Origin of the sequence: Roseburia sp. CLA-AA-H209, from assembly GCF_020687575.1 — a bacterium.
Classification (GTDB): Bacteria; Bacillota; Clostridia; order Lachnospirales; family Lachnospiraceae; genus Roseburia_C; species Roseburia_C amylophila.
Genome location: NZ_JAJEQU010000008.1, coordinates 135,081 through 147,464, shown reverse-complemented (window position 1 = coordinate 147,464; position 12,384 = coordinate 135,081). Strand labels below are relative to the sequence as shown.

The 12,384-nt window shown below is 43.1% G+C and carries 12 protein-coding genes; all 12 read right to left on the bottom strand.

The annotated features are described in order from the left end of the window. Positions 1–94 precede the first annotated feature (94 nt). The 12 genes from glpK to LKD41_RS09535 all read right to left on the bottom strand — a co-directional run bounded on the left by glpK (position 95) and on the right by LKD41_RS09535 (position 12,340). Entirely contained in the window at positions 95–1,609 is a 1,515-nt protein-coding gene (glpK, locus tag LKD41_RS09590) for a glycerol kinase GlpK (RefSeq protein ID WP_227701043.1), read from the bottom strand. 69 nt (positions 1,610–1,678) lie between these two features. Continuing rightward, positions 1,679–2,878, bottom strand: a complete 1,200-nt coding sequence (locus LKD41_RS09585) for a homoserine dehydrogenase (RefSeq protein ID WP_022243549.1) — start codon at positions 2,876–2,878, stop codon at positions 1,679–1,681. A gap of 7 nt (positions 2,879–2,885) precedes the next feature. Beyond that, entirely contained in the window at positions 2,886–3,329 is a 444-nt protein-coding gene (locus tag LKD41_RS09580) for an ACT domain-containing protein (protein WP_022243550.1), read from the bottom strand. A gap of 184 nt (positions 3,330–3,513) precedes the next feature. Beyond that, positions 3,514–4,335, bottom strand: a complete 822-nt coding sequence (locus LKD41_RS09575) for a TPM domain-containing protein (protein ID WP_227701042.1) — start codon at positions 4,333–4,335, stop codon at positions 3,514–3,516. Continuing rightward, the gene (locus LKD41_RS09570) at positions 4,329–5,423 is read right to left on the bottom strand and encodes a TFIIB-type zinc ribbon-containing protein (RefSeq protein ID WP_117947716.1); all 1,095 of its coding nucleotides are present in this window, start codon (positions 5,421–5,423) and stop codon (positions 4,329–4,331) included. The genes LKD41_RS09575 and LKD41_RS09570 overlap by 7 nt, the downstream gene beginning before the upstream one ends. A gap of 18 nt (positions 5,424–5,441) precedes the next feature. Further along, complete coding sequence (locus LKD41_RS09565) at positions 5,442–6,779, bottom strand: SPFH domain-containing protein (RefSeq protein WP_227701041.1); 1,338 nt, start codon at positions 6,777–6,779, stop codon at positions 5,442–5,444. A gap of 36 nt (positions 6,780–6,815) precedes the next feature. Then, positions 6,816–7,574, bottom strand: a complete 759-nt coding sequence (locus tag LKD41_RS09560; protein WP_022243554.1) for a TIM44-like domain-containing protein — start codon at positions 7,572–7,574, stop codon at positions 6,816–6,818. Between the two features lies 1 nt (position 7,575). After that, positions 7,576–8,704, bottom strand: a protein-coding gene (gene prfB, locus LKD41_RS09555; RefSeq protein WP_416906631.1) for a peptide chain release factor 2 whose coding sequence is annotated in 2 segments (ribosomal slippage) — positions 7,576–8,640 and positions 8,642–8,704 — 1,128 coding nt in all. Because the reading frame shifts where the segments join, the coding sequence is not laid out codon by codon here. Positions 8,705–8,949: 245 nt separating this feature from the next. Further along, positions 8,950–9,651 (bottom strand): DNA alkylation repair protein, encoded by a 702-nt coding sequence (locus LKD41_RS09550; protein ID WP_227701040.1) that lies wholly within the window; start codon positions 9,649–9,651, stop codon positions 8,950–8,952. Beyond that, entirely contained in the window at positions 9,644–9,808 is a 165-nt protein-coding gene (locus tag LKD41_RS09545; RefSeq protein ID WP_227701039.1) for a hypothetical protein, read from the bottom strand. The genes LKD41_RS09550 and LKD41_RS09545 overlap by 8 nt, the downstream gene beginning before the upstream one ends. After that, entirely contained in the window at positions 9,808–11,106 is a 1,299-nt protein-coding gene (locus LKD41_RS09540; RefSeq protein WP_227701038.1) for a S41 family peptidase, read from the bottom strand. The genes LKD41_RS09545 and LKD41_RS09540 overlap by 1 nt, the downstream gene beginning before the upstream one ends. A gap of 16 nt (positions 11,107–11,122) precedes the next feature. Continuing rightward, complete coding sequence (locus LKD41_RS09535) at positions 11,123–12,340, bottom strand: murein hydrolase activator EnvC family protein (protein ID WP_022243559.1); 1,218 nt, start codon at positions 12,338–12,340, stop codon at positions 11,123–11,125. Positions 12,341–12,384: the final 44 nt, after the last annotated feature.

Sequence of the window (12,384 nt, the reverse complement as noted above, 5' to 3'; positions counted from 1 at the left end):
ACATCTACCTTATACGCCGCAGTGCGCATCCTCGCGGAGCGTTTTTTACTTTACAGGAAAGCAATTTCCTGTAAAGTGAAGAAGAGGAAGTGGCTTACGCCTCTTCCTCTTCTTCTGTATCTTTTGCCCATCCAAAGGCATATTTTACTGCCTTCTTCCAGCCTTTTAATTTTTTCTGTCTCTCTTCCTCTTCCATCTGTGGATGGAATACCCGCTCTATCTGCTGGTTCTTTATCACATCTTCTTTGGTCTTCCAGTAGTCTACTGCAAGTCCTGCCAGATATGCTGCACCCTTTGCTGTTGTCTCTACACATGCCGGACGATTGACCGGTGCCTGTATCATGTCTGACTGGAACTGCATCAGGAAATTATTAGCACTGGCTCCTCCATCTACATTTAAGGAACGGATTTCGATTCCAGCATCCGCTTCCATGGCAGAGATAACTCCTTCCACCTGATAAGCAATAGATTCCAGAGTTGCCCGGATGATATGATTCTTATTGGTTCCTCTGGTAATTCCTACAATTGTTCCTCTTGCATACTGATCCCAATATGGTGCACCCAGTCCGGTAAATGCCGGAACCACATAACAGCCATGAGTTCCTTTTACTTTGGTCGCCATATACTCTGAATCCGATGCAGAGTCAATGAGACGCATACCATCACGCAGCCACTGGATTGCCGCACCTGCCACAAAGATAGAGCCTTCCAGTGCATAATTTACTTTGCCATCCAGCCCCCAGGCAATGGTGGTGACCAGTCCGTTTTCTGAAAATACCGGACGTTCTCCTGTATTCATCAAAAGGAAACAGCCTGTACCATATGTATTCTTCGCTTCTCCTTCGGAAAAGCAGGTCTGTCCGAACAAAGCTGCCTGCTGATCTCCTGCTGCACCGGCAATCGGTATCGCACTTCCAAAATATGCCGGGTCTGTATAACCATATACACAGCTTGACGGCATCGGCTTTGGCAGCATGCTCTCCGGAATATCAAGCTCTGCCAGAATATCTTTATCCCAGGTTAATGTGTTTATATTAAAAAGCATGGTTCTTGACGCATTGGAATAATCGGTTACATGTGCTTCCCCTTTCGTCAGTTTCCAGATCAGCCAGGTCTCTACCGTTCCAAAGAGCAGCTTTCCTTCTTCCGCTAATTTTCTTGCACCCTTCACATTATCTAAAATCCACTTGATTTTCGTTGCCGAAAAATAGGCATCAATAATCAATCCTGTTTTCTTACGATAGGAATCTTCCAACCCCTTTTTCTTTAACGCATCTGCAATATCAGCGGTCCGGCGGCACTGCCAGACTATCGCATTATAAACCGGCTCTCCGGTCTCTTTGTTCCATACAATTGCTGTCTCTCTCTGGTTGGTGATTCCAATGGCTGCAATATCTGCTGCCGTAGCACCAATCTTAGACATTGCCTCTACTGCTACCCCAAGCTGCGTCGACCATATCTCATTGGCATCATGTTCTACCCATCCTGGATTTGGAAACATCTGACGGAATTCTTTTTGTGCCATACTGCAGATTTCACCGTCTTCATTAAAGAGAATACACCGGTTGCTGGTGGTTCCGGCGTCTAACGCCATAATAAATTTTGACATAAAAATACCCTCCTGAAACTATATTTATACCCTTAGTACAATTATAATTTCCAGAAGGGTTTTTCGCAACTATTTTACACGAATCATCTGAAGAATATCAGCAAGCTTTGCTGCTTTCTCTTCATATGCTGCTTCTGTCATTTCTTCTGTTACAAATCCAAGTTCGCCGTTTACACCTTCTGCTGCAACAAACTCAACTGCTCCGAATGCATTCTTTACTGCTGCTTCGTCTGCTTTGGTACGGACAAAGAAACGGTTGGTTACCATCTTATAATCTGCAAGCTCTAATTTCTCCGGTCTCCATTCCATTGGAAGGTTGGTGTCTTTGAATTTTGCAATTTCAACCATATCAGCCACAACAGCACTGGCGGTTGGAAGTTTTCCTGCTCCACTTCCGTAGAACATTGCATCTCCTAATACATTACCATGTACAAAAATTGCATTAAATACATCATTCACCGGATACAGTGGATGCTCCTGTGGAAGCATACACGGAGATACCATTGCACAATAGCTGTCTCCTACTTTACGGCTGGTTGCCAGTAATTTAATGGCTTTACCCATTGCTTTTGCATATTTGATATCTGTTGCACTGATTTTGGTAATTCCTTCCGTATGAATGTCATTGAAGTCTACCTGTTGTCCGCATACTAAAGAAGTTAAGATTGCAATCTTACGGCATGCATCAAAGCCTTCTACATCGGCAGTCGGATCTTTCTCTGCATATCCTTTATCCTGTGCATCCTTTAATACATCTGCAAATTCAGAACCCTCTACACTCATCTTGGTAAGCATATAGTTGGTCGTTCCATTTAAGATACCGGTAATCTCTTCGATTACATCTGCAGTCAGGCAGGAATTTAATGGGCGGATAATCGGGATACCGCCTCCTACGCTGGCTTCAAACAGGAAATTCACATTTTTCTCTTTGGCAAGTGCAATCAGTTCTGCACCTTTCTCTGCTACTAATGCCTTATTTGAAGTTGTTACATGCTTTCCTGCCTCTAACATGGCACGGACAAAAGTATATGCTGGTTCTACACCGCCCATTGTCTCAACTACCATGCCAATTTCAGGGTCTTCTGCAATTACTTTGTAATCATGCACGATTTTATCCTGAATCGGGTCTCCCGGGAAATCCCGTAAATCCAAAACATATTTTACTTCGATTGCTTCGCCTGCACGTTTTGCAATGCTGTCATGATTAATGTTTAATACTTCTACTACTCCGGAACCAATTGTTCCATATCCCATTACTGCTGCTTTCATTGTTATTTCACTCCCTGGCTAATATTTTCAGATAATGTATTCCATCCTGTCCTTCAATCTTATCTACCATCTGTGACAAATCTCCTGTCTCCGGCAGAATATCAATACTCAGTGTCAGGGATGCAATCCCGTTTACCGGTATGGACTGGTGGATAGTTAATATGTTGGCATGAAACTCTGCCACAATATTCAAGACGGTTGATAATAATCCCGGCGTATCATCCAGCTGGATTACCATCGTAATTGTTCTCCCCTTCGCATTGTCGTGAAATGGAAAAATATCATCTTTATACTTATAAAATGAACTCCGGCTGATATCTACCTGCTCGGCTGCTTCCTGTACAGATGTTACGCGTCCGGATTCTAAAAGACGTTTCGCTTCCACTACTTTCAGCAATACCTCCGGTACAGCCTTCTCTTTCAACACAAAATACTTCGTATTCTCTGCCATATTCCCCTCCGACTGTTTGTGGTACAAACACAACTGTTCTCACCAGAAAGATGATAGCACATATATACAGCCATTACAAGTAAATTTCTCTTTTTTATACAAAAGTACCCATATGGAACCTTTTTCGGATTCCATATGGGTAAATTGACGAATTTTTATATTTGATTTCCTTATCCGAAAGCTCTTAGAATTTACGGCTTCCGCCTCCGGTGCTTCGTCCTCCTGCTCCGGTATGTACTGTTGTTCTGCCGGAACCACTTCCACCACCAGAAGATTCCCTCTGGATATGACGATGGGTTACTACCTGATTTACAAAACGGTCAGTACGGTTTGTAAGATTTACATGGCTGTTCTTGTGATAATCATATTTGTACTTATCAAAATGCAGGCGATATTTTCCAATGGTGATTCCACAGAATGCACCACCGATACCCAATGCCACCAGTAAGGTAATCAGGATTTCAAACCAGGTCAGCGTATTTTTCTCGTAGTAATCATATTCCCCGGTTTCTTCATCGTAATTATACTGACCAGAAGGCACACCCTGTCCGTAATAATATTCTGCCTCATCAATCATTGCCTCCATGGCATCTGCATACTCTGCATCTCCCATATAATTGAAGCCTTCATCCAGAATACTTTCTACTCTTTCATCCGTATAATAGCGGTTTGCTTCTCCAAAATGAACCACTGCGATTTCACGGTTATCCATGTCAATGACAAAAGCAACGCCATCCATGCCGGTGGCATACTGGTCAAAGGTATTCTCTCCATACTCCTGGGAAGTATACCCCTGCGCATCCTCTGTGGTAAATGCATAAATTTCCCAGCCGGTCTCACTGGAAAAATCGCTGATTTTTTCACTGATGGAATCTGCTTCACTCTGGTCAAAAAGCTCTGCATCATCATAGACGAAGGCTGCTTTTGGCTCTGATGCCATAACAGGAACAGCAAATAACATACTGCATAAAAGCAGTAATGGTACGATTATCTTTTTCTTTACCATATCAGCAGCCCTCCTAACAATCCAAGTACCAGCACTGCTGCTGATATGATTCCACTAACCAGAGTCAGCTTCTTATAATCTACCGGAAGTTCTCCACATACTTTTCCGGTCTGTCCATTCATGGAATAGTAATACATCTTGCCGTTATTGGCACGATAGGTGATGGTCCAGATTGGAAGAAGCACATAATTCCAGTTCTCACTGCCATTAGAAAATCCGCAGTTATGTACCTTCACACCGTCGTAGCCGGATACGCTTTCCCGCAAGAGCCTGGTTGCATAATCCTTTGTCTCTCGTCTTGCCTCCTCGGCTACGCCTTCTTTTTCAATATCACGCTTCTCTGCCTGGAAGCCGGAAAGATACCCCATGGAGAAATCCTTCATCTTGTCAAACTGATATGGCAGTACACCCTCTACCAGCTCTTTGTTAGCTTTCTGTAATGCATTCAGTTCCAGATTGGAAAGAGATACATCTCCGCCACGTTCTACTTCATAGAATTTTGTCTCGGTATATTCTTCATCTCCGGAACGCCATACCCGGACACGGGTTGCCTCTGCCGAAAGATTACCGTTCATCCTGGTATCATAAATCCAGAACGGAAAGTATACACCGGATAATTTATCAATTTGTTTCTTATTGAAAAATGCCTTTGGAACAAACTTTTTCCTGCCTACATATTCCATAAAACGTTTTTCTGCTTCTTTACGGTCAATTGCAAACGGAATGACCTTATTCGGCATATAGTTTCCGGATAATCTTCCGGAAAGCACTACCGGATTGTGGCAATAATAGCAGAAGGTTGCCGCCGTGGTTGCATCTGTTACAATCTGCGCACCACAGCTCGGGCAGGTATAAATGACTGCTTCTTCCTCTGTCTTCTTCTCTTCCTGTGTTCCGTCTGTATTCTCAGAAGCCTGGCTTCCATCCATGCTGCCGGCAGGTTTTTCCTGTTCCTCCGCCGGCTTCATGGCATCCAGTTCTTCCTGTGTAAATTTTGAGCCACAATATTCGCATTTATATGCGCCAGAAGCAGGGTCAAAAATCAGTTCGCCATCACAATTCGGGCACTTAAAACTAATTACTGACATGCAGTGCTCCTTCCTCCATTATGGTCTCTGTTTTCCACAATTGCTGCAGAATTTTCCGGTATTTACTGCTCCACATTCGCAGGTCCAGTCTGCTGCCGGAGCCGGTTTTCCGCAGTTAGTACAGAATTTTCCGGTATTTACCGCTCCACACTCACAGGTCCAGTCTGTCTTTACTGCCGGTGCAGGAGCCGGTTTTCCACAGTTACAGCAGAATTTTCCGGTATTTGTTGTTCCGCATTCACAGGTCCACTCATTGCCTGCCGGTGCTGCTGCCTGCTGTGCCGGAGCTGCCTGTTGAGCCGGTGCTGCCTGCTGCACGCCTGCTGCTCCGCCTGCCATCTGTGCTCCATTATTCATCTGCTGATTCTGCTGCATACCTGCAGTCATCTGATTTAAGCTGTCCATGCTGCTGTTGAATGCATTCATTCCCATTCCAACACCCATAAATCCGGTCATTGCACCCGCTGCATTAGAACCTGCATCACGGATACCTTCCGTAATATTTCCAACAGCAATACCACGCATTACATTCGGGTCACTACCCATCATTGCACCTTTGTTGCGCAGATTGATAAGGTTAGTGGATTCCTCGTCGTAAGAGATGCTTGCAATACCTACTGCCTGAATCTCCATACCACGCATCTGGTTCCATTCCTCATCAAGAGTTTCTGACATGTATTTACTCAGCTCGCGTCCCTTGGATGATACATAGGAAATGCGGACACCATCTGCAGATAACTGGTTGATGGATGTCTGTAATGCTTCTAAGAATTCAGAGATATACTGTTCATTGATATCTGTGATTTCTACCCTGTCTTTGTTTCTTGGAATTGCTTCTGCATAGAAACGAATCGGGTCTACAATCTTAATGGAATAAGTTCCGTGTGCACGCAGGAACAATTCTGCATTGTAGAAATTATCAAAATAGTTGATCGGATTTCTTGTTCCGAATTTGATTCCCTTGATTTCCTGAAGATTTATAAAAAATACCTTCTGTTTATCCGGTGTCTGACCACCAAATTTGATACGTGCGAAGGAATCTTTTAAAGTATCCTTTAACTGTCCATTAAACAGGGATGGTAAAGAAGAATTATCTACTTTGTAATATCCCGGCTCTGCAGTATAGTCTACGATTTTTCCACCATCTACTAACATCATAAACTGATTATCATATACATGGATGATGGAACCATTAGATACGGTATCATCAGTTCCCTTTGTATTCTGTCCACGGCGAATCAACACACCTCTGGTAAAGACGGTCTGATCTCCCATATCATCCGGCTCGATTACCTCTAACCACTGATCTGCAAAACTTCCTCCAACTGCCTGTGCTACTGCTTTAATTAAACCCATAACAAACCTCCTGTTTTCTTATGTTATATACTTTCATTACACCTTTTGGTATGTAACTTCGTAAAAATGCTGCAGAGACCAAACCTGCATATTGATTGGTATTACTTCACTGCCACAGAACTCACAGTATTTCGCTCCAAGAGATGTAACCGGAGCACCGCAGTGCGGGCAGGTAAGTCCTACCCCTTTATCAGCACTGACTTTGCTCTCATCCTGGATATACATCAGTTCCATGTTGTACTTGGTCTGTTCTAACAAATCTTTTTTACCGGAAATCAGTTTTCCGTCTTTTTCTTTATAGTGAATATGCTCCACTGCACTCTGTAGTGTAATAATGCATTTTCCCTTTTGTTTTTCATATCTGGCAATCTCAGTCTGATGAACACGGATACGTTCATATACCTCATTTACACCTGCTGTCTGATTCTGCTCAATTCTTGCTGCCACTTCTTCTTTAAGTGCTTCCGACAGGCTCTCTGCCCTTCCTATACTATGTGCGGAAATTGCCATCAATGACAATTTCAATGCATCTTCTGCCTTATTTTTAAACTGCACCCAGTTAAATTCCGGGAAATCCCGCTGTATCTGTGGTTCTAATAATCTTGTCATTCCGGATACGGAACATGGTGTCACAGACAGCTCCTCTTCCTGTTTCTTCCAGCCTTCCACTAAAGAATCTGTTCCAAAGAGATCCTGCGAAAATTTTCTTACTTTATTTTTCACATAGAAAAACACGCCTGCTATCACTCCCACAATGACAAGAATAATGACCAGTGGTATGATTACTTTTTCCATCTTACTCTCCCATCTTCTCCGGACAGCCCAGTGACAGCCACTTTAAATATCCATTAATGAAAATATCAATATCTCCATCTAATACTGCATCTGTATTTCCCGTCTCTACGCCGGTTCTGGTATCTTTTACCATAGTATACGGCTGCAATACGTAGGAGCGTATCTGATTTCCCCAGCCAATTTCTGTGACTTCGCCACGGATATCTGCTGCTTTATCTGCATTTTCCTGCTGTTTCAATAAATACAGCTTGGATTTTAACATCTGCATTGCCTTGTCTTTATTCATGTGCTGGGAACGCTCATTCTGGCAGGTTACTACAATTCCCGTCGGAAAATGGGTAATCCGGATTGCTGAAGATGTCTTATTGATATGCTGTCCACCGGCTCCGCTGGAACGGTAGGTATCAATCCTTATATCTTCATCCTTTACTTCAATATCAATGTCTTCTTCTATATCCGGCATCACATCACATGATACAAAGGAGGTCTGACGCTTTCCTGCCGCATTAAACGGTGAAATCCGCACCAGACGGTGTACGCCTTTTTCTGATTTCAGATAACCGTAAGCATTTTCTCCGTTTACCTGAAAGGTAATGGATTTGATTCCTGCTTCATCTCCATCTAAGGAATCCAGTACTTCAATGGCAAATCCTTTATCGGATGCCCATCTTGTATACATGCGGTATAGCATGGATGCCCAGTCACAGGATTCTGTTCCGCCTGCTCCTGCATGTAAGGATACAATTGCATTGTCTTTATCATATTCTCCGGATAACAGGGTTTTGATCCGAATCTTTTCAAACGCTTCTTCGTATTCCTTTATCTCTTCTTCGATTTCCGGAATCAGAGAAACATCATTCTCTTCATCTCCCATCGCAATCAGTGTTTCAATGTCGGAAAGTTTCTCTTCCAGCTGTGCACAGACTGCCACGTCATCCTTATAGCTTTTTAACTCCTTCATCTTCTGCTGGGACACTTCTGCATCATTCCAGAAATCTGGTGCTTCCATCTCCCGTTCCAATTCTTCGATTTTTTTTGACTTATCTGCTAAGTCAAAGTGAATCCCTCACTTCCTGCAGTGGAGCCTTATAGGTTCCCAATTTGTATCGGTATGCGTCCAATTCAACCACAGTATCACCAACTTTCTTATATTCTTATGATTTTCTGTATAACAAAGAATGTGCCTTGGCACATTCTCGCGCCTGCGCGGTCGCTTGCGACATTTACCTTATACGCCGCAGTGCGCATCCCCGCGGAGCGTTTTTTCGCTTTACAGGAAAGCAATTTCCTGTAAAGTAAGAAAAACCACTATAAACATTATAGTGGTTTCCCGGCTTCGAATCAATTATATTTTCCTTAATATTGGTTGAAAAGTCTATTTTTCTGCTTTCCGTTTCATTTTTAAGAGCATTTCCTTATCCTCTTTGGTCACGCGATAGGATTCCCTGATTTTCTGTATCGTCTTATTGTAAGTCCAGTCATCCAGATGATTTGTCCTGAGATAGGAAAGTGTTTTATCCCGGAACTTCACAAAACACACAGACAAATTCCAGGCTACTGCCATTTTCACATAATAGGCTTCCTGATGAATCTTATCCACCTCTTCTAAGACAAGGTCGATATAGTCTTCCGTAATAAAATGATCTAATAACATCACAACGCCAAACCGGATGAAAAATTCTTCGTCACTGCGAAGATAAGGCAGTAAATATTCTAAAACTGCCCCCGGCTCTTTTCTGGCAATTTTTAAACTTGCACAGGTGCTGTCACATACCGACCAGTTCTTAATCTTTGGAAGAAAGGCATCAAGATACGGACGGATTCCTGCGAAATCACTTTTCACATAGCCTAAGGTCATGCCCTGTAACATGGTCTCTTCCATGGAATCATCCGATGCCTGTGAAAGGTAAGTCTGCCAGTCTCCTTTTGCTAATTCTTTTGCATAAGAACGAAGTAATGGCAGCCTTACTCCAAGCACATGTTTTTCCCCCGGAATCAATCCGGCGGAAAAGGTGCCAAAATCCGGTTCTGCCCATTCCATTAACTGCTGCCGAATCTTTTCATTTAATTCACTCATGATTTATCTCTGTTGTAATTTCTGTATTCTGTGCATTGTCATGCTCTTCCGCATCCTGATACATCCCCTTAAGTACGAGAATGGTAACTACCAAAAGAATTACTGCCACCACATAGCGAATGATAAGTTTTTTCTTCTCTTCGTCATTCATCTTCATTATTCTTCTCCGTTCAATACTTCAATGGCTTTTAATATCTGATTATCCTGCATCTCATCATAAGTACCCTCGGTATCTCCGGTGTACTCATATTCAATTTCAACATCCGGTGTAATTCCGGTTCCATGGATGTTATCACCGTTTGGTGTATAATATTTTGCTACCGTAAGCTTAATGGCACTGCCATCCTTTAACTGCATGATATTCTGCACAATGCCTTTTCCAAAGGTTGTGGTTCCAATCAGTGTTCCATAATCAAAATCCCGGATGGCTCCTGCAAATATCTCGGATGCACTGGCGGAATTGCCATTGACTAATACTGCAATCGGCATATCAAGATAATGCTCTGCATCAGAAGTATAATCCTGACGGTTGCCATATTTATCTTCCGTATAAACAACGGTTCCTTCCGGAAGAATCATATCCAGCATCTGCTGACAGGATACTACCATTCCGCCGCCATTATCACGTAAATCAATAACCAGCTTCTCCATACCCTGACCCTGTAAATCTGTAATTGCATCCGAAAACTGGGTTGGTGTATTCTCTGCAAATTCAGATACCTGTATATATCCGATATTGTTTTCTAACATTTTATAAGCTACTGTTGGAATATCTACTTTGGCACGGGACACATCAAATTCCAGATTTTCTGATTCCCCTTCTCTTTCAATTACCAGATGAACGGTGGTTCCCTCTTCGCCACGGATGTTGGTTACCAGTTCCGATAGTTCCATAGAAGTGGCTTCAATATCATCTACCTTGACTATCTTATCGCCTTCTTTTAATCCTGCTTCCTGTGCCGGAGAATTATCATAAATATGGGTAACGGATACTTCCATGGTATTCTTATCCTGGGTAAGTCCTGCTCCGATTCCATAATAATTTGCATGGGTGGATATCATGATATCTTCATATTCTTCCGGGGTATAATACTCACTGTACGGGTCTCCGATCCCCTCAAACAAGCCTTTATACATTCCGTTAATCAAGTCTTCCTGATCCACATCTTCATAATAATCTGCATTAATCTGGTCTGCCAGATTGTCAAGCTTATTGATGACATCCTTTGAAAGCAGATCACCATCTGATGCTGTTACCGTCTGGCTGCCTCCTGTTCCACCTTTTCCACCAATTACCACAGCACCACTGTAAATACCAATCAATAATACAATCAGCAATACCGCCATGACCGAAGCAGCACCGGTAATCGCACCACGCCAGTAAGTTCTTCTCTTTTCCTTTATTTCCTGCCTGATTGCTTCTGCTGAATTTGTCTCTTCCCTTATTTCGTCCATCTTTCTTCCTCTTTTACTATTTACTCAGATAATTCCATGGGCTTACATAGCTTCCATTTAAGGATACGCCAAAATGTAAATGATTTCCAGTAGATATACCGGTACTTCCTACCTGGGCTATCGTCTGTCCCGCCGTGACTTTATCACCGGTGGATACCAAAAGTGCCGAAGCATGCCCATATACTGTATATAGCCCGCTGCCGTGGCTGATCATTACATAGTTGCCCATTCCATTATTATAGCCTGCATAGGAAACCGTTCCATCTGCCGCCGCCACAATACTCGCACCATAGCTTGCCCCAATATCCAGTCCCTTATGATTAGAGGATGCTCCCTGGGTCGGAGATAATCGCGTTCCGTAATCACTGGTTACCCTGGTACTGCTCGGACACGGCCATACAAAAGCCCCGCCACCGTATACATCTCCGGGAGTCGTATCCGGAGTAGTTCCATTTTCCTCTGCTTCCTGTCTTCGTTTCTCTTCTTCCGCTTTTTTTCTGGCTTCCTCTGCCTGAATCTGCGCAATAATTTCATTCTGTGCATCAATCTCTGCCTGTACTGCATCTGCATCCGACTGTGCCACCGTAATGTCACTCTTTACCTTATCCAGTTCGTCTTCCTTGGCATCCATCAGAGCCTGCACGGTCTGCTGCTGGGATTCTACCTGTGCCTTCAATTCTTCCAGCTCTGTATATTGCTGTTCTAACTGTTCCTTGGCATCTGCCACGGTCTGTACACTGTCATTGTACTGCTGCAGCATATCTCTATCATATTCTGAAATCTGCCGGATATATTCTGCCTGATTCAAAAATTCTGTCATACTGCCGGATCGAAAAAAAGCTTCCAGATATGACATTTTTCCACTATTTTCATACATGAACTGAATCCTTTTGCTCATAGCTTCTGCCTGGCTTGCCACATCCGCCTGGGCATCCTCTAATTCGCTCTGGGTGTCTGTAATCTCGGCACTCTTTTCCTCTAACTGTGCCTGTGTATTGGTAATTTCAAGAGAAATGCTTGTAAGCTGCTGATCTAATTCCTTTACCTTCGTCTGAATATCAGCCTTGGAATCTTTCAGCCCATCAATGACACCTTGGGCCTCCTCTAACTGCTTCTCTAAATTTTCTTTTTCCTTCTGTGCATCAGACAGGCTGCTGGCAGATATCTCCATCACCGGAGAAAGTAACATCACAGCTGTCAGTATTGCGGTTGTTACTTTTCTTCGTATCTTCATCTTATTCTCATCACCTTTTATATATTCAAAACAGGGTATCCCTG